The sequence below is a fragment of the Streptomyces sp. NPDC088097 genome (genome assembly GCF_044741845.1).
GTDB lineage: Bacteria > Actinomycetota > Actinomycetes > Streptomycetales > Streptomycetaceae > Streptomyces.
Genome location: NZ_JBIUTJ010000020.1, coordinates 81080 through 99622, shown reverse-complemented (window position 1 = coordinate 99622; position 18543 = coordinate 81080). Strand labels below are relative to the sequence as shown.

Genomic DNA, 18543 nt, shown 5'->3' with positions numbered 1-18543 from the left:
GGCGGAGTGCGCGGGGGGCGGGGGGCGGAGGACCCGGCGGCGCCGTTTGCTTTGCGCCGCCCGGCACCTGGGTTGGTGTGCCGCCGCCCCCCCCCCCCCGGCCCCCGCCCGGGGGGGGGGGGGGGGCGCCGGCCCCCCACCACCCCTTTTTTCCCGCTCCGCGCCGCGACTGGAGAACCCCGCCCATGCACCTGTGCACCCTCCTGCACGCCCGCCTCGCCGCCCTGTGCGGGCTCGTGCTGCTGCCGCTGCTCTCCCTCTTGGCCGCCGCTCCCGCCGAGGCCGCCGACAACGGCACCTGGGGGGTCTTCCCGACGCCCGCGGCCGGGGCCGCGATGACCGACCGCGCGTACTTCTTCCACCAGGGCGCGGCCGGGTCCACGGTCTCCGACAGCGTGACCGTCCTGAACTCCTCCGACAAGGAGCTGACCTTCCAGGTCTTCGCCACCGACGCGATGAACACCCTTTCGGGCGGCGCCTTCGCGCTGCTTCCCGTCGAGTCGAAGCCGAAGGACCTCGGCGGCTGGATCGCGCTGGGCCCCGAGGCAGCCGGGACGGTGACCGTCCCGCCCAAGGGGCGCAAGGACGTCCCCTTCACCGTCAAGGTGCCCCGGGACGCCGCCCCGGGCGACCACGTCGGCGGGATCGTGGCGCTGAACACGGCGGTCGAGGGGGTGCGGAAGGACGGCAAGGTGCAGGTCGGGGTGAAGCGCTCGGTGGGTGCGCGGCTGTACTTCCGGGTGCCCGGGCCGTTGACCCCGGGGCTGAGCGTGGAGGACGTACGGGTGGACCGGGCCGCTCCGCTGCTGCCCTGGGTCAAGGACGCCCGGGCGAGCGTCACCTACACCCTGGTCAACCGGGGCAACGTGGTGGTCGAGCCGAAGGTGGCCGTGTCCGCCGAGGGGCTCTTCGGTCGGCGGGTGCTGGACCGGCCCGCCCGGGAGCTGAAGTTGGTGCTGTTGCCCGGTCAGCGGATCGAGTTGACCGAGCCCTGGCCGGACGCCCCGCAGTCGGACCGGGTGAGCGTGGAGGTCACCGCGGGGGCCGCCGCGTATCCGGAGCTGTCCTCGCGGGGCGGTACGAGCTTCCTCGCCGTTCCGTGGCCGGCGGCGGGCGTGGCCCTGGTGCTGCTCGGGGCCGGTGTGACCTGGTGGGTGCTGCGCAGGCGCCGCGCCGAGGTACCGGAACCGGCCGCTCCCGCACCGGACTTGGCGGAATCGCGCTGACCGGCGAGGGTGTCCCCGGGTGACGGCACAGGGCCGGCGCCGCCGAGGGGGAGACACCGCCGATGGAACACGAAGCCGCCCACGGGGTGGGCCTGTTGACCCGCGTCGAGCGGGCGCTGGGCACCGGGACCGCCGCCTACCTCCCCGGCGACGGCTGGATACGCCTCACCCTCCCGCTCGTGGACGACGGCGGCGCCCCCCTGACCGTGGACGTGCTCGCGGACGCGGAGCGGCCGCCGCGGGGGATCGCGTACCTCCTGCCGGGCGGCGGCCTGAACTTCGCGGCGGAGTTCCTCGTCGCCGGCGCCCCCGGCGGCGAGGGCCTCGCCCACCACCTGCGCCGCCGGGGCCTGCTCGTCGTCGGGGTCACCCCGCGCGAGGACTCCGCCGGGGCCGCGGAGGTCCCCGCCGACCGGGGGCTGGCCGCACACCGCCGGGACCTGGCCGGGGTGGTGTCGACCCTGGACGCCCTGCTGCGGCTGCCCTACCGGTACGCGGGCCACTCGGCCGGCGGCGCGCTCGCCCTGGACGCGGCCTCGCACGACCCCTCGGAGCGGCTGGCCGGGGTGGTGGTGCTGGACACCACCGGCCCCTACGTCGGCGAGCCCGCGCTGCGGGCGGCCCGGACGAGGGGCGCGTACGAGGAGCACCTCGCGCGGGGTGTCCACGCGCTGGACCCGGGACTGCCCGCGCTGATCGCCCGCGCGGTCTCCGCCCCGGCGGGGCCTTCCGAGGTTCCCTGGCCGCCGGACCCGGAGCGGCGCTTCACCCATGCGGGCCTGGCGCACTTCGCCCTGATCCGCACCGCCGCCCTCCCCGGCCCGGCGAACTGGATCTACCGGCGGGGTCACGCGGAGGGGACGTACTCCTTCGGCGCCACCCCAGCCGAGGACCGCTTCGCCCTGACCCACGCCTCCCTGTCCACCTGGCACGCGGCCACCTCCGCGCTCGGCAGCGGCCTGCTGTCCACCGCCCTGATGCGGGACCTCGCGGCGGTGTGGGCGGGGGACGAGGAAACGTACCGGATCCGCTGGGACCGGATCCGGACCGAGGTGGTCTGGGTCAACACCGAGGGCGGCCGGGGCGACGAGCCTCGGGGGGCGGAGCTGATCCGCGCCGGCGGGAACGACCGGGTCCGCTTCCTCGTGGTCCCCGGCTACGGACACGGCGACGCGGTCTGGAGCGCCTCGGCGGCCCGGGACGTCTGGTCCCACCTCTGAGAGGACCCCGGAAACGGACCCGCCCCCCGCGGTGAGGGTGCGGGGGGCGGGCGGTGCGGGGGCGGACGGTGCGGGGGCCGGGAAAGGCCGCCGAGTCGACAAGTCGATCCGACGGCCCCCGACCCGTCCCGGCGTCAGTGGTTGCGGGGGAAGCCCAGGTCCACGCCGGAGGGCGCGTCGGCCGGGTCCGGCCAGCGGGTGGTGACGACCTTGCCGCGCGTGTAGAAGTGGATGCCGTCGTTGCCGTAGATGTGGTGGTCGCCGAAGAGCGAGTCCTTCCAGCCACCGAAGGAGTGGTAGCCCACCGGCACCGGGATCGGCACGTTCACGCCGACCATGCCCGCCTGGACCTCCAGCTGGAAGCGGCGGGCGGCGCCGCCGTCGCGGGTGAAGATGGCGGTGCCGTTGCCGAAGGGCGAGGCGTTGATGAGGGCGACGCCCTCCTCGTAGGTCTCGGTGCGCAGCACGCACAGCACCGGTCCGAAGATCTCGTCGCGGTAGGCGTCGGAGTCGGTCTTGACGTTGTCGAGCAGCGAGAGGCCGATCCAGTGGCCGTTCTCGTTGCCCTCGACCGTGTAGCCGGTGCCGTCGAGCACCACGTCCGCGCCCTGGGCCGCGGCGCCCACGACGTAGGTGGCGACCTTGTCGCGGTGGGCGGCGGTGATCAGCGGGCCCATCTCGGAGGTGGGGTCGTTGCCGGGACCGATCTTGATCTTCTCGGCGCGCGCGCGGATCTTGTCGACCAGCTCGTCGGCGATCGAGCCGACGGCCACGACGGCCGAGATCGCCATGCAGCGCTCGCCCGCCGAGCCATAGGCGGCGGAGACGGCCGCGTCGGCGGCGGCGTCGAGGTCGGCGTCCGGGAGCACCAGCATGTGGTTCTTGGCGCCGCCCAGCGCCTGGACGCGCTTGCCGTTGGCGGAGGCGGTGGTGTGGATGTGGCGGGCGATCGGGGTGGAGCCCACGAAGGAGACGGCCGCGATGTCGGGGTGCGCGAGGAGCGCGTCCACCGCCACCTTGTCGCCGTGGACGACGTTCAGCACGCCCGCCGGCAGACCGGCCTCGGTGGCCAGCTGCGCCAGCTTCAGGGAGGCCGAGGGGTCCTTCTCGCTCGGCTTGAGGATGAAGGTGTTTCCGCAGGCCACGGCCAGCGGGAACATCCACATCGGCACCATCGCCGGGAAGTTGAACGGGGTGATGCCCGCGACGACGCCGATGGGCTGGCGGATCGAGGAGACGTCCACCCGGTTGGAGACGGAGGTGGACAGCTCGCCCTTGAGCTGCGTGGTGATCCCGCAGGCCAGCTCGACGATCTCCAGACCGCGGGCGACCTCGCCCAGCGCGTCGGAGTGCACCTTGCCGTGCTCGGCGACGATCAGCTCGGCGATGGCGTCGCGGTTGGCGTCCAGCAGGGCGCGGTAGGCGAAGAGCACCTTGGTGCGGGCGGCCAGCGAGGACTGCCCCCAGGACAGGAACGCCTCCTTGGCGATCTTGACGGCGGCGTCGACCTCTTCGGTCGAGGCGAGGGCGACCTGCGTGGTGACCTCACCGGTCGCCGGGTCGGTGACCGGGCCGTAGTTGCCCGACGCGCCCTCGACGGTCTTGCCACCGATCCAGTGGTTGACGGTCTTCATGCTCGTGCTCCTTCACAGATGGCGACGTCGCTGCGCGGCTTGCCGGTCGTACTCTTCACGGGCCTGGGCCGCCGACGCACGGGTCGCGGTCTCGGCCACAGGAACATCCCACCATGCCTGTGCCGGGGGTGGGCCCGACACAGTGTCGGGTGTTCGGGTCTGTGCGTAGACACATGTAGGGCGGTCCGCCGAGCGCGCCTCGGCCAGGGCTTTCCGCAGGTCACCGATGGTGCGGGTACGGATGACGGCCATCCCGAGGGAGGCCGCGTTCGCCGCGAGGTCCACCGGGAGGGGGGCTCCGTCGTACGCGCCGTCGGGCCCCCGGAAGCGGTACGCCGTGCCGAAGCCCTCGCCGCCCACCGCCCCGGAGAGGCCGCCGATGGAGGCGTAGCCGTGGTTGTCGAAGATCACCAGCTTCACCGGGATCCCCTCCTGCACGGCGGTGACGATCTCGGTCGGGTTCATCAGGTACGTGCCGTCGCCGACCAGCGCCCACACCGGCCGGTCGGGGGCGGCGAGGCCGACCCCGAGGGCGGCCGGGATCTCGTAGCCCATGCAGGAGTAGCCGTATTCGAGGTGGTACTGGTCGGGCGTGCGGGCCCGCCACAGCTTGTGGAGGTCCCCCGGGAGCGAGCCGGCCGCGTTGACGAGGATGTCGGTGTCGTCCACGAGGGCGTCGAGCAGGCCGATGACCTGGGCCTGGGTGGGGGCGAGGTCCTCCTCGGAGGCGGGTGCGGCGCAGGCGGCGTCGACCCGGGTCTCCCAGTCGGCCTTCGCGGCGGTGTACGCGGCCTCGTACTCCGGGGCCACCCGGTACCCGTCCACCGCCGCGCGGAGTTCCACGAGCGCCTCGCGGGCGTCCGCGACCAGCGGTCGGGCGGCGAGCTTGTGGGCGTCGTACGGGTCCAGGTTGAGGCCGACGAAGCGGACGGCCGGGTTCTGGAACAGGGTCGCGGAGGCGGTGGTGAAGTCGCTCAGCCGGGTCCCGGCGGCGATGACCAGGTCGGCCTCGCGGGCCAGCGCGTCGGCGGTGGCCGTCCCGGTGTGCCCGACGCCGCCCACCTCGGCGGGGTGGTCCCAGGGCAGCGCCCCCTTGCCCGCCTGCGTGGTGGCGACCGGAATCCCGGTGGCCTCCGCGAAGGCGGCGAGCGCGGCCCCGGCGGCGCTGTGCCGGATCCCGCCCCCGGCGATGATCAGGGGGCGCTCGGAGCCCCGTACCGCCTCGGCGGCGGTGGCCAGTTCGGTGCGGTCGGGGCGGGGGCGGCGTACGGTCCACACCCGCTCGGCGAAGAACTCTTCGGGCCAGTCGTGCGCCTGGGCCTGCACGTCCTGCGGGAGCGCGAGGGTGACGGCGCCCGTCGCGACGGGGTCGGTGAGCACCCGCATCGCCTGGAGGGCGGCCGGGACCAGGGCCTCGGGCCGGCTGATCCGGTCGAAGTACCGCGAGACGGGGCGCAGGGTGTCGTTGACGGAGACGTCGCCCGCGTACGGCACTTCGAGCTGTTGGAGCACCGGGTCGGCGGGCCGGGTCGCGAAGGTGTCCCCGGGCAGCAGGAGCACGGGGATCCGGTTGATCGTGGCGAGGGCGGCCCCGGTGACGAGGTTGGTCGCGCCGGGCCCGATGGAGGTGGTCACGGCGTGCGCGGACAGCCGTCCGCACTGGCGGGCGTAGCCGACGGCGGCGTGCACCATGGCCTGTTCGTTGCGGCCCTGGAGGAAGGGCATGGCGTCCGGGCCGCTCTCCAGGAGGGCCTGCCCTATCCCGGCGACGTTGCCGTGCCCGAAGATCCCCCAGGTGGCGCCGATCAGTCGGCGGCGGACGCCGTCGCGCTCGGTGTACTGGGCGGCCAGGAACCGGACGAGGGCCTGGGCGGTGGTGAGCCTCACGCGTCCTCCCCGAGGGGGAAGGGCAGGCGGGGGTCCGGGGCCCGCCCGGTCCAGGTGTCGCGGATCCAGCCGTGGTCGGGGTGGTCCCGGATCAGCCATTCCCGGGCGGCGTCCGGGCCGGCCATCACGTTGAGGTAGTACATGGCGTGCCCGGGGGCGGCGATGGAGGGGCCGTGCCAGCCGTCCGGGATGAGGACGGTGTCGCCGCTGCGGACCTCGGCGAGCAGGTCGGTCTTGCCGGCCGGGGAGGGGCTGACCCGCTGGTAGCCGAGGCCGGGACGGCCCTCGTGGGGGGCGATCTCGAAGAAGTAGATCTCCTCCAGGCGGGATTCCTCGCCGGGATGGTGCTCGTCGTGCTTGTGGGGCGGGTACGAGGACCAGTTCCCGCCGGGGGTGAGCACCTCGACGGCGATGAGCCGGTCGCAGGCGAAGGAGTCGGCGGCGGCGAAGTTGTTGACCTGACGGGAGCACGTCCCGGCGCCGCGCAGTTCGACGGGGATCCGGTCGGCGGGCCCGTACCGGGCCGGGAGCCGGTTCTCGCAGCGGGCCCCGGCCAGGGCGAAGCGGCCTCCGGCGGCGGAGGTGACCTCGGCGTGCGCGTCCCGGGGCAGGTAGGCGAAGTCGGTCGGCCCGTCGAACACCGCCGCTCGCCCGCGCAGTTCGAACTCCTCCGGGCCGCCTGCGGGGGCCGGTTCCGGGAGGCCGGGCGCGGGGCCGTCCGGGGCCGGCTCCGCACAGCGGACCCGGCAGGCGCCCGCCAGGGGGAGCACGATCCACTCCGCGTCCCCGCACGCGAAGGCGTACGTCTCCCCCGGCTCCAGCTCCAGCACCCGCAGCCGGGTGAACTCCATTCCCGTCTCAGACACCACCGGCATGACCGAGCACCTCCTCCACCTCGTGCGTGGAGGGCATCGCCGCCGCGCAGGCCAGCCGCGAGGCCACGATCGCCCCCGCCGCGTTGGCGAACCGCAGGGTCCGCTCCGACTCCCAGCCGGCCAGCAGCCCGTGGCACAGGGCGCCCCCGAAGGCGTCGCCGGCGCCAAGACCGTTGACCACCGACACCTCGACCGGGGGCACCTCCACCGTCGTTCCGTCCCGGTGCGCCGCGAGCACGCCCTTGGGGCCCCGTTTGACCACCGCCAGCTCCACCCCGGCCGCGAGCAGCGCCCGGGCGGCCGCGTACGGCTCGCTCTCGCCCGTGGCGACCTCGCACTCCTCGGTGTTGCCGACGGCGACGGTGGCGTGCGCCAGGGCCCGTGCGTACCAGGGCCCGGGGTCCTCGCCCGGCGCCCACAGCATCGGTCGCCAGTCGAGGTCGAAGACGGTGGTGCCCGACTTCGCGCGGGCCTCCAGCGCCGCCAGGGTCGCGCCGCGGCTGGGTTCGGCGCTGAGGCCCGTACCGGTCATCCAGAAGACCCGCGCGGCCCGCACCGCCTCCAGGTCGAGCTCCTCGGCCCGGATCTCCAGGTCGGGGGCCTTCGGCAGTCGGTAGAAGTAGAGCGGGAAGTGGTCCGGCGGGAAGATCTCGCAGAAGGTGACGGGCGTCGGGTACGCGGCCACCTCCCCCGCCCACCGGTCGTCCACCCCGAACCGGCGCAGCTCGGAGCGGAGGTAGGTACCGAAGGGGTCGGCGCCGGTCCGGGTGATCACGGCCGTGCGCCGGCCCAGTCGGGCGGCGGCGACGGCGACGTTGGTCGGGGAACCGCCGAGGAACTTGCCGAAGGTGTCCGCCTCGGCGAGCGCTACGCCGCTCTTCAGGGGGTAGAGATCCACTCCGATGCGCCCCATCGTGATCAGGTCGTACGCCGATTCGCCCCCGCCACCGCCCTCGATCCCGCCCTCGCCCACCGTCACCCCGTCGTCCGCTCTGCTCACAGCAGGCACTCCTCCCACTCGTCCTTCCCCTTCCCCGTCCCGTCGAGCCTCGCACCCTAAGGTGGCCGTCATGACCTCCTCCCCGCCCGCGTTGACCCGTATCCGGATCGGTTCGGCTCCGGACTCCTGGGGCGTCTGGTTTCCGGACGATCCCCGGCAGATCCCCTGGGAGCGGTTCCTCGACGAGGTGTCCGACGCCGGGTACGGGTGGATCGAACTCGGCCCCTACGGATACCTGCCCACCGATCCGGCCCGACTCGCCGACGAGACGGCCCGGCGCGGTCTGCGGGTCTCGGCCGGCACGGTCTTCACCGGACTCCATCACGGGCCCGCCGTCTGGGAGCAGACCTGGGAGCACGTGTCGCGGATCGCGGAACTGACCCGGGCCGTGGGCGGGGACCGGCTCGTCGTGATCCCCTCCTTCTGGCGGGACGACAAGACCGGCGAGGTGCTGGAGGACCGGGAGTTGACCGCCGATCAGTGGCGCGAACTGGCCTCCCAGACCGAGCGGCTGGGCCGGGAGGTGCGCGACCGTCACGGGCTCGGGATCGTGGTCCACCCGCACGCGGACACCCACATCGACACCCCGCAGAACGTGGCCCGCTTCCTGGACGCCACCGACCCGGAGCTGGTCTCCCTCTGCCTGGACACCGGGCACTACGCGTACTGCGGCGGGGACAGCGTCGAGGCGATCGAGACCTTCGGGGAGCGGATCGACTACCTCCACCTCAAGCAGGTGGACCCGGCGGTCCTCGCCGAAGTACGGGCCCGGGGGCTGCCCTTCGGTCCGGCCGTGGCACGCGGGGTGATGTGCGAGCCGCCGACCGGGGTACCCGCGCTGGAGCCCGTCCTGGCGGCGGCCGAGCGGCTCGGGGTGGAGCTGTTCGCCATCGTCGAGCAGGACATGTACCCGTGCCCGCCGGACAAGCCGCTGCCGATCGCCCGCCGCACCAGGGAGTTCCTGCGCTCCTGCGGCGCCCGCTGACCCCCTGGAGGAAGCACTCATGAGCACGCTGGGCATCGCCGTCATCGGCACCGGGAGGATGGGCGCCGACCACGTCCGCCGGATCGGCGCCGCGGTGGCCGGGGCGCGGGTGGTGGCCGTGGCCGACCCGGACGGGGACCGGGTCAAGGAGGTCGCCGCGGGCCTGGAGGGCGCGGGCGCGTACACGGACCCGGCGGCGGCGGTGGCCGCGCCCGGGGTGGACGCCGTACTGATCGCCTCCCCCGGGCCCGCCCACGAGGAAGCCGTCCTCCACGCGCTCGGACGGCGGTTGCCGGTGCTGTGCGAGAAGCCGCTCACCCCGGATCCGGAGGGGGCCCTGCGGATCATGGAGGCGGAGCGGCGGCTCGGCCGACGGCTGGTGCAGGTCGGGTTCATGCGGCGGTTCGACGCCGAGTACGAGCGGCTCAAGGAGCTGCTGGACGCGGACGGGATCGGCCGGCCGCTCTTCCTACACTGCCGTCACCGCAACGTCTCCTCCCCCTCCTTCTTCACCAGCGACATGCTGATCGGCGATTCGGTGGTGCACGAGGTGGACGCGGCCCGCTGGCTGTTGGGGCAGGAGGTCACCGCCGTCACCGTGCTCTCCCCCACGCCCTCCTCGGCGGCCCCCGAGGGGCTGCGCGACCCTCGCCTCGTCCTGCTGGAGACCTCGGGCGGGGTCGTGGTCGACGTGGAGATCTTCGTCAACTGCGGTTTCGGCTACCAGGTCCAATGCGAGGCGGTCGGCGAGCGGGGCAGTGCCCGCATCGGCGACGGCCACGCCATGGTGGTCCAGACGGGCGGGCGCTGGGGCGGGGAGATCACCCAGGACTTCACCACCCGGTTCGCCGACGCCTACGACCGCCAGGTGCGCCGGTGGGTGGCCGCGGCGGCGCGCGGCCGGGTGGACGGGCCCGACGCGTGGGACGGCTACGCGGCGGCCGCCGTGTCCCGGGCCGGGCTCGCCGCGGCGCGGGACGGCGTACGGACCGAGGTGCGGCTGGCCGAGCGCCCGGAGCTGTACCGCCGCTGAGGCACGGGGCCGGCGCCCCCTGTGCCGCATCCGTCACAAGGGTCCCGGCCGTGTCACACATGTCCGCGTTACGCGGGTCTTCCGTCACAGACGTTCGACAGCCCCTCCCCCACGCTCACCGTGCGTCGTTCTCCGGGCACAACCCGAGTGATCGTCAGTGTCCACGCGCCGGCTCCCCCGACGGCCTCCCGGCCGGCCCCGCGCCGTGGACCAGGAGGTGTCGTGGATGAGCGACCGACAGCTGTGGTCGTACAAGGAGATCGCCGCCCATATCCGGGTCCAGCCGGACACCGTGCGCTCCTACCGCAAGCACGGGCTGCTGCCCCCGCCCGATCACGTGGAGGGCGGCAAGCCCTACTGGTACGCCGACACCGTCCGGGCCTGGGTGGCCCGCCGTCCGGGCAACCGGGGGCGCCGCGAGGACTGACCCCGGCGGGTCCGCGCCTCGGCCGGGGGCTCCCCACCCCCGGCCCGGCCGGCCGCACCCGCCGGGGAGGCCGCCCCGGCCGTCACCAGGACTCGACGCCGTCCGCCCGTTCCTCCGCCCCCCGGTCGGGCGCCTTCTCCCGGCCCCGCGCCCGCATCCGCATCCGCATCGCGATCAGCGGGAACACCAGCACCGACACCATCCCCGCCCCGACCAGGGCCGCCGCCTCGCCCTCGCCCAGCTTCCCGTCGTCCACCCCGAGGGTGGTGATGGCCACGACCAGCGGCAGCGCGGTGGAGGCGAACAGCGCGAGCGCCGTGCGGTCGCGTCGGTCCAGGTCCTTGGGGGCCAGCAGCCAGACGGGCAGCCCTCGGACCGCCAGGAACAGCAGCAGGAACACGGGCAGCAGGAGCAGCGCCCGGCCGCCGCCGAGGAGGGCCTTCAGGTCGAATTCGATCCCGGTGACCACGTAGAACAGCGGCACCAGGAAGCCGAAGCCCATGGCCTCCACCTTGGAGAGCACCAGCTCGCTGCTGTCGGGCGCGGCCCCCTGGAGCACCAGTCGGGTGATCAGCCCGGCCGCGAAGGCGCCGAGCAGGACGTCGAGCCCGAGGACCTCGGCCAGCCCCAGCATCGCCACCAGCATCAGCATCACGAACCGGACGGCGAACTGGGCGCTGCTGTGCAGGGTCTTGTCGATGACGGCGGCGAACCAGGGCGGCTTGGGCCGCAGGGCCCAGAAGACCGCGCCGGCCGTCAGCAGGGCGAAGGCGATCAGCACGACGGCCGAGCGGGCGGGAGCCCGGCCGCTGAGCAGCAGGGCCATGGCGATGATCGGGCCGAACTCGCCGACGGACCCCACGGCCATGGTGACCGTGCCGAAGCGCCCGTTCAGGTCTCCGGATTCGCGCAGCATCGGCAGGATCGCGCCCAGGGCCGTGCTGGTGAGGGCGGTGCCGATGTAGACGCCCCGCTCGAAGCCGCCGCCTTGGGCGAGCAGGAGCCCGGCGGCCATGCCGAGGGCCAGGGCGACCAGCCAGGACCACGCCGAGCGCGTGAGGGTGTCGCCGCGGATCCGGTCGAACTTGATCTCGTAGCCGGCCAGGAAGATCAGCATGGCCAGGCCGAGGTGGCTGAGGACGTCGATGACCTCACCGCTGTTCGCCCAGCCGAGGACGTCGGGTCCGGCCACGATGCCGAGGACGATCTCGAAGACGACCAGCGGGACGGGCAGCCATCGGGCCGTCGCGTGGACGAGCAGGGGCGCGAGAACCGCGATGAACATGATGAGAACGAGGGTCCCCGTATGCGCCATGTATGACATTTACTGATGGTTCGCGAATCTTGTCCACGCACCCCGCCGACCACCCGGTGCGCGGGAATCGCGTTCCGACCCGCCGGGTGCTCGCATCGATACCCCCTAGGGGTATAGTCTCGGAACAGAGACACCCCCTTGAAGAGGAGAACGACATGACCGCCGAGACGGAAACCCAGCAGTCGGCCGGTTCCTGCTGCTCCAGCACCGGCTCCTGCCACGACGGCGCGACCGAGGCCGGGACCGGCGCCGTGACCGCGGTCTACAAGGTCACCGGGATGACCTGCGGCCACTGCGAGGGCGCCGTGACCTCCGAGCTGACCGCCCTGGCCGGCGTGACCTCGGTCAAGGCCGTGGCGGCCACCGGCGAGGTCACCGTGGTCTCCGAGGCCCCGCTCGCCGAGGCCGACGTGCGCGCCGCCGTGGACGAGGCGGGCTACGAGCTCGCCGGCCGGATCTGAGCGCGCACTCACTCTCCCGCAGTACCCGCCGGGCCGTGCCGACCAGCTCATACTGGATCCGTACGACCCGGCCCTCCCCCTGGAGCCCGGACATGAGCAGCAGCACCGTGCACGACGGACCCATAGCGGGCGTGGCGCCCGCGCAGACGGCCGAGGTCGAACTGGCCATCGGCGGGATGACCTGCGCCTCCTGCGCGAACCGCATCGAGAAGAAGCTGAACCGGATGGACGGGGTCACCGCCACGGTGAACTACGCCACCGAGAAGGCCAAGGTCGCCTACGGCGGCGAGGTGCGGGTGGCCGACCTGATCGCCACCGTCGAGAAGACCGGCTACACGGCCGAGGAGCCCCCGCCGCCGGCCGCGCCGGCCGCCACCGCGCAGGCCGAGCCGCCGGCTCCCGTACGGGACCCCGAAACGGCCGCCCTGCGCCAACGGCTGCTCGTGTCCGCGACCCTCGCGCTGCCCGTCGTCCTGCTCGCCATGATCCCCGCGCTCCAGTTCGACAACTGGCAGTGGCTCTCCCTGACCCTGGCCGCGCCGGTGGTGGTCTGGGGCGGCCTCCCCTTCCACCGGGCGGCCTGGACCAACGCCCGGCACGGGGCGGCCACCATGGACACCCTGGTGTCGGTGGGCACGCTCGCCGCCTTCACCTGGTCCCTGTGGGCCCTGTTCTTCGGCCACGCGGGCATGCCCGGCATGCGGCACGGCTTCGACTTCGGCGTCTCCAGGACCGACGGCTCCTCCGCCATCTACCTGGAGGTCGCGGCCGGGGTCGTCACCTTCATCCTGCTCGGCCGCTATCTGGAGGCCCGCTCCAAGCGGAAGGCCGGCGCGGCCCTGAAGGCACTGCTGGAACTGGGCGCCAAGGACGTGGCGGTGCTCCGGGACGGCCGCGAGGTCAGGATCCCGGTGAGCGCCCTGGTCGTCGGCGACCGGTTCGTCGTGCGCCCCGGGGAGAAGATCGCCACCGACGGCACCGTCGTCGAGGGCGTCTCCGCCGTGGACGCCTCCATGCTGACCGGCGAGTCCGTCCCGGTGGACGTCACCGTCGGGGACGCGGTCGCCGGCGCCACCGTCAACGCCTCCGGACGCCTGGTGGTGGAGGCCGGCCGGATCGGCGCCGACACCCAGCTGGCCCGGATGGCCCGGATGGTCGAGGACGCGCAGAACGGCAAGGCCGAGGTACAGCGGCTCGCCGACCGGATCTCCGGGATCTTCGTACCCGTCGTGCTGGTCCTCGCCCTCGGCACCTGGATCACCTGGCTGCTGATCACCGACGACCCCACCGCCGCCTTCTCCGCCGCCGTGGCCGTACTGATCATCGCCTGCCCCTGCGCCCTGGGCCTGGCCACGCCGACCGCGCTGATGGTCGGCACCGGGCGGGGCGCCCAGCTCGGCATCCTGATCAAGGGCCCCGAGGTGCTGGAGTCCACCCGCCGCGTGGACACCGTCGTCCTGGACAAGACCGGCACCGTCACCACCGGCCGGATGACCCTCTCGGGCACGCACCCGGCCGAGGGCGTGGACGAGAAGGAACTGCTGCGCCTCGCGGGCGCCCTGGAACACGCCTCCGAACACCCGATCGCCCGGGCCGTCGCCGCCGGCGCCGTCGAGGCCGCCGGGGAGCTGCCGGTCCCGGAGTCCTTCGAGAACGTCGCCGGGCTGGGCGTCCAGGGCGTGGTGGAGGGGCACGCCGTCCTGGTGGGGCGCGAACGCCTGCTCGCCGACTGGTCGATCGCCCTGCCCGCCCCGCTCGCCGAGGCCAAGGCCGCCGCCGAGGCCGCGGGAGCCACCGCGATCCTGGTCGCCTGGGACGGCGAGGCGCGCGGGGTCCTCACCGTGGCCGACGCGGTGAAGGAGACCAGCGCCGAGGCCGTGTCCCGGCTGCGGGCCCTCGGCCTCACCCCGGTGCTGCTGACCGGCGACAACCGGGCCGTGGCCGAGACCGTGGCCCGCGAGGTGGGCATCGACGAGGTGATCGCCGAGGTGCTCCCGCAGGACAAGGTGGACGTGGTCAAGCGGCTCCAGGCCGAGGGCCGTACGGTCGCCATGGTGGGCGACGGGGTCAACGACGCCGCCGCGCTCGCCCAGGCCGACCTGGGCCTGGCCATGGGCACCGGCACCGACGCGGCCATCGAGGCCGGCGACCTCACCCTCGTACGGGGCGACCTGCGGGTGGCGGCCGACGCGATCCGGCTCTCCCGCCGGACCCTGGCCACCATCAAGGGCAATCTGTTCTGGGCCTTCGGCTACAACGTCGCGGCGCTCCCGTTGGCCGCGGCAGGCCTGCTCAACCCGATGATCGCGGGGGCCGCGATGGCCTTCTCCTCGGTCTTCGTGGTGACCAACAGCCTGCGGCTGCGCTCCTTCCGCTAGTGGAACGCCTCCCCCGATCCTCCACAACTCCTTCACGGGAGACGCAGATCACAGTGATCGCGACGTAACCATCCGGGGTCGCCACGGGTCTAATGGGGCGATGCCAGAAACGTCTTGGGGGACGTTTCGACGGAGGCCCTGGGGGACTCCTCGGTATCTGCCGGCCGGGACACGTGCCCTCGGGAAGCTCGGGAAGCTTGAGCGGCCCCTCCCGACCCGAACGGGTCCCGGCACCACCGACGCCCCGGCTCGGGTCCCGTGGGGGGAATCCGTACCGGGGATAGGAAAGCGCCCCGACCGTCGACCCGTGGGGGGATCGACGGCGGGGCGCTTTTCGTACGCTCCGGCCGCGGGGGCTCGCTGTTAGCGGGCCTCTACGGGGACGAAGTCGCGCAGGACCTCGCCGGTGTAGATCTGGCGCGGGCGGCCGATGCGGGAGCCGGGCTCCTTGATCATCTCGTGCCACTGGGCGATCCAGCCGGGAAGGCGGCCGATCGCGAAGAGCACGGTGAACATCTCGGTCGGGAAGCCCATGGCCCGGTAGATGAGACCGGTGTAGAAGTCCACGTTCGGGTAGAGGTTGCGCGAGACGAAGTACTCGTCGGCCAGCGCGTGCTCTTCCAGCTTGAGCGCGATGTCGAGCAGCTCGTCGCTCTTGCCGAGCGCCGAGAGGACATCGTGCGCCGCAGCCTTGATGATCTTCGCCCGGGGGTCGAAGCTCTTGTAGACGCGGTGTCCGAAGCCCATGAGGCGGACGCCGTCTTCCTTGTTCTTCACCTTGCGGATGAAGGCGTCGACGTCGCCGCCGTCGTTCTTGATGCCTTCGAGCATCTCCAGGACGGACTGGTTGGCGCCGCCGTGCAGCGGGCCCCACAGCGCGGAGATGCCGGCGGAGATCGAGGCGAACATGTTCGCCTGCGAGGAGCCGACCAGGCGCACGGTGGAGGTCGAGCAGTTCTGCTCGTGGTCCGCGTGCAGGATCAGCAGCTTGTCCAGCGCCGAGACGACGACCGGGTCCAGGTCGTACTCCTGGGCCGGCACGGAGAACGTCATGCGCAGGAAGTTCTCGACATAGCCGAGGTCGTTGCGCGGGTAGACCACCGGGTGGCCGACCGACTTCTTGTACGCGTAGGCCGCGATCGTCGGGAGCTTGGCCAGCAGTCGGATGGTCGACAGGTGGCGCTGCTTGTCGTCGAACGGGTTGTGGCTGTCCTGGTAGAACGTGGACAGCGCGCTCACCACGGACGACAGCATGGCCATCGGGTGCGCGTCACGCGGGAAGCCGTCGTAGAACCGCTTGACGTCCTCGTGCAGCAGCGTGTGCTGGGTGATCTCGTTGCGGAACGACGCGAGCTGGTCGACGGTCGGCAGCTCACCGTTGATCAGCAGGTAGGCGACCTCGATGAAGGTCGAGCGCTCCGCCAGCTGCTCGATCGGGTAACCGCGGTAACGCAGGATGCCCTGCTCGCCGTCGAGGTAGGTAATCGCGGACTTGTAGGCGGCGGTGTTGCCGTAGCCGCTGTCCAGAGTGACGAGCCCGGTCTGGGCCCGGAGCTTCGAGATGTCGAAGCCCTGGTCACCGACGGTGCTCTCGACCACCGGGTAGGTGTATTCACCGTCCGCGTACCGGAGTACTACAGAGTTGTCGCTCACGTCATCCCTCACCGACGTAGTGCCTCTTCTTCGAGGTGCCCTGACTGCCTCTACCTTCCCCCATTTGGCACAGGTGAGTGCACTCGGGGTCGGGGTTTGGTGTTTTTGACGGCACTGAGTGCCTTCAAGCTGCTCATCCTGCCCCCTCGCCACCGTGGCGGATACCCCAAATGATCGATCATCTAGGTGATGTTTCCCACCGGTATGCGGCCGGCGAGCCGGGCAGCGACCGCCGTGTACCTCCTGCCAGCGGAAACGGTACGCACCGCTTGGCCGAGAGCCCTGCGTGACCCGACCAGGACGACCAGTTTCTTCGCCCTGGTCACCGCCGTGTAGAGCAGATTGCGCTGGAGCATCATCCAAGCTCCCGTGGTGACCGGGATCACGACGGCCGGATATTCACTCCCCTGGGAGCGGTGGATGGTGACGGCGTAGGCGTGGGCCAGCTCGTCGAGTTCGGTGAACTCGTACCCCACCTCCTCGTCCTCCTCCGTACGGACGGTCAGGCGCTGTTCGTCCAGGTCGAGGGCGGTGACCACGCCGACCGTGCCGTTGAAGACGCCGTTGGCGCCCTTCTCGTAGTTGTTCCGGATCTGGGTCACCTTGTCGCCCACCCGGAAGACCCGGCCGCCGAACCTCTTCTCGGGCAGATCGGGGCGCGCCGGGGTAATGGCCTGCTGGAGCAGGCCGTTGAGGTTCCCGGCGCCGGCCGGGCCCCGGTGCATCGGCGCCAGCACCTGGATGTCCCGCCGGGGGTCGAGCCCGAATCTGGCCGGAATTCGACGGGCGGCCACGTCCACGGCGAGCACCCCGGCCGCCTCGGTGTCCTCCTCGGGGAAGAGGAAGAAGTCCGGCAGGCCGTCGGTCAGGGGCGGCAGGCCGGTGTTGATGCGGTGGGCGTTGGTGACCACGCCGGACTGCTGGGCCTGGCGGAAGATCCGGGTCAGCCGGACGGCGGGCACCGGCCCGCCCTCGGCCAGCAGGTCCCGCAGCACCTCCCCCGCGCCGACGGACGGCAGTTGGTCCACGTCCCCGACGAGCAGCAGGTGCGCCCCCGGGGCCACCGCCTTGACCAGCTTGTTGGCGAGGAGCAGGTCCAGCATCGAGGCCTCGTCCACCACGACGAGGTCCGCGTCCAGCGGCCGGTCGCGGTCGTACGCCGCGTCCCCGCCCGGCTTCAACTCCAACAGCCGGTGCACGGTGGAGGCCTCGGCCCCGGTCAGCTCGGACAGCCGCTTCGCCGCCCGGCCGGTGGGGGCAGCAAGAACCACCTTGGCCTTCTTGGCGCGGGCCAACTCCACGATGGAGCGCACCGTGAAGGACTTGCCGCAGCCGGGGCCGCCGGTGAGGACGGCGACCCGGCGGGTGAGGGCCAGGCGTACGGCGTCACGCTGTTCGGGGGCCAGGGTGGCGCCGGTGCGGCCGGCCAGCCAGCCGAGGGCCTTCTCCCAGTCCACGTCGCCGAAGCCCGGCATCCGGTCCTCCTCGGCGCTCAGGAGCCGGCGGACCTGGCCGACCAGCGAGAGTTCGGCCCGATGGAAGGGGACCAGGTAGACGGCGGTGAGGGGGTCCGGCCCTCCCTGGGGGTCGGGCACGCGTTCCCGTACGACCCCTTCCGGGTCGGCGGCGAGTTCGGCGAGGCAGTCGATGACCAGGCCGGTGTCGACCTGGAGCAGCTTGACCCCCTCGGTGATGAGCCGCTCCTCCGGGAGGAAGCAGTGTCCCTGGTCGGTGGACTGGGACAGGGCGTACTGGAGGCCGGCCTTGACCCGCTCGGGGCTGTCGTGCGGGATGCCCACGGCCTGGGCGATGCGGTCGGCGGTGAGGAAGCCGATGCCCCAGACGTCGGCGGCGAGCCGGTAGGGCTGGTTGCGCACCACGGAGATGGAGGCGTCCCCGTACTTCTTGTAGATCCGGACCGCGATGGAGGTGGAGACGCCGACGCCCTGGAGGAAGACCATGACCTCCTTGATGGCCTTCTGCTCCTCCCAGGCGGCTCCGATCAGCTTGGTCCGCTTGGGTCCGAGGCCCGGCACCTCGATCAGGCGCTTCGGCTCGCTCTCGATGACGTCGAGGGTGTCGGTGCCGAAGTGCTCCACGATCCGGTCGGCGATCTTCGGGCCGATGCCCTTGATGAGGCCGGAGCCGAGGTAGCGCCGGATGCCCTGGATGGTGGCGGGCAGGACCGTCGTGTAGTTGTCGACGCTGAACTGCCGGCCGAACTGGGGGTGCGATCCCCAACGACCCTCCATGCGCAGGGACTCGCCGGGCTGCGCGCCGAGCAGGGAGCCGACGACGGTCAGCAGGTCGCCCGCGCCCCGGCCGGTGTCGACCCGGGCGACCGTGTACCCGCTCTCCTCGTTGGCGTAGGTGATGCGTTCCAGCACCCCTTCCACCACGGCCGGTCGCACCACCGCGTTGGTCGTCATGGGGTGACGCTACCGTCCCG

At 72.7% G+C, this 18543-nt stretch carries 14 protein-coding genes; 7 read left to right on the top strand and 7 right to left on the bottom strand.

Going from position 1 to position 18543, the window contains the following annotated elements; genetic code table 11:
* Positions 1–185 precede the first annotated feature (185 nt).
* Positions 186–1226: a WxL protein peptidoglycan domain-containing protein gene (locus ACIOD1_RS32835; protein ID WP_365614912.1), complete on the top strand. Its 1041-nt coding sequence runs from the start codon at positions 186–188 to the stop codon at positions 1224–1226.
* Positions 1227–1288: 62 nt separating this feature from the next.
* On the top strand, positions 1289–2446 hold the full coding sequence (locus ACIOD1_RS32830; protein ID WP_401906531.1) for a hypothetical protein: 1158 nt from the start codon (positions 1289–1291) through the stop codon (positions 2444–2446).
* Between the two features lie 134 nt (positions 2447–2580).
* On the opposite strand, the gene ACIOD1_RS32825 is transcribed toward ACIOD1_RS32830, so the two are convergent.
* The 4 genes from ACIOD1_RS32825 to iolC are packed head-to-tail and all read right to left on the bottom strand — an operon-like array spanning position 2581 to position 7755.
* Complete coding sequence (locus ACIOD1_RS32825; protein ID WP_401906528.1) at positions 2581–4080, bottom strand: CoA-acylating methylmalonate-semialdehyde dehydrogenase; 1500 nt, start codon at positions 4078–4080, stop codon at positions 2581–2583.
* Positions 4081–4092: 12 nt separating this feature from the next.
* Entirely contained in the window at positions 4093–5967 is a 1875-nt protein-coding gene (gene iolD / locus ACIOD1_RS32820) for a 3D-(3,5/4)-trihydroxycyclohexane-1,2-dione acylhydrolase (decyclizing) (RefSeq protein ID WP_401906526.1), read from the bottom strand.
* A complete protein-coding gene (iolB, locus tag ACIOD1_RS32815; protein WP_401906523.1) occupies positions 5964–6842 on the bottom strand; it encodes a 5-deoxy-glucuronate isomerase in 879 nt (292 codons plus the stop codon). The genes iolD and iolB overlap by 4 nt, the downstream gene beginning before the upstream one ends.
* Positions 6826–7755, bottom strand: coding sequence for a 5-dehydro-2-deoxygluconokinase (iolC, locus tag ACIOD1_RS32810; RefSeq protein ID WP_401906547.1), 930 nt, complete (start codon positions 7753–7755; stop codon positions 6826–6828). Before iolC ends, iolB begins: the two co-directional genes overlap by 17 nt.
* Positions 7756–7912: 157 nt before the next feature.
* On the opposite strand from iolC, the gene ACIOD1_RS32805 reads away from it, so the two are divergent.
* The 3 genes from ACIOD1_RS32805 (at position 7913) to ACIOD1_RS32795 (ending at position 10287) form a co-directional block, all read left to right on the top strand.
* On the top strand, positions 7913–8827 hold the full coding sequence (locus tag ACIOD1_RS32805) for a sugar phosphate isomerase/epimerase family protein (RefSeq protein WP_401906520.1): 915 nt from the start codon (positions 7913–7915) through the stop codon (positions 8825–8827).
* Between the two features lie 19 nt (positions 8828–8846).
* A complete protein-coding gene (locus ACIOD1_RS32800) occupies positions 8847–9860 on the top strand; it encodes a Gfo/Idh/MocA family oxidoreductase (RefSeq protein WP_365614929.1) in 1014 nt (337 codons plus the stop codon).
* Positions 9861–10086: 226 nt separating this feature from the next.
* The gene (locus ACIOD1_RS32795) at positions 10087–10287 is read left to right on the top strand and encodes an AlpA family transcriptional regulator (RefSeq protein ID WP_030710687.1); all 201 of its coding nucleotides are present in this window, start codon (positions 10087–10089) and stop codon (positions 10285–10287) included.
* An 82-nt stretch (positions 10288–10369) separates the two neighbouring features.
* Here ACIOD1_RS32795 and ACIOD1_RS32790 read toward each other — a convergent pair whose 3' ends face one another.
* Positions 10370–11602: a cation:proton antiporter gene (locus ACIOD1_RS32790; RefSeq protein ID WP_401906517.1), complete on the bottom strand. Its 1233-nt coding sequence runs from the start codon at positions 11600–11602 to the stop codon at positions 10370–10372.
* Positions 11603–11757: 155 nt separating this feature from the next.
* Between ACIOD1_RS32790 and ACIOD1_RS32785 the strand changes: the two genes are divergently transcribed.
* Positions 11758–12063 (top strand): cation transporter, encoded by a 306-nt coding sequence (locus tag ACIOD1_RS32785; protein WP_365614932.1) that lies wholly within the window; start codon positions 11758–11760, stop codon positions 12061–12063.
* 92 nt (positions 12064–12155) lie between these two features.
* Positions 12156–14441 (top strand): heavy metal translocating P-type ATPase, encoded by a 2286-nt coding sequence (locus ACIOD1_RS32780; protein WP_401906515.1) that lies wholly within the window; start codon positions 12156–12158, stop codon positions 14439–14441.
* Between the two features lie 363 nt (positions 14442–14804).
* Here ACIOD1_RS32780 and ACIOD1_RS32775 read toward each other — a convergent pair whose 3' ends face one another.
* On the bottom strand, positions 14805–16094 hold the full coding sequence (locus ACIOD1_RS32775; protein WP_365614938.1) for a citrate synthase: 1290 nt from the start codon (positions 16092–16094) through the stop codon (positions 14805–14807).
* A gap of 182 nt (positions 16095–16276) precedes the next feature.
* On the bottom strand, positions 16277–18523 hold the full coding sequence (locus ACIOD1_RS32770; RefSeq protein ID WP_401906513.1) for an ATP-dependent RecD-like DNA helicase: 2247 nt from the start codon (positions 18521–18523) through the stop codon (positions 16277–16279).
* Positions 18524–18543 lie beyond the last annotated feature (20 nt).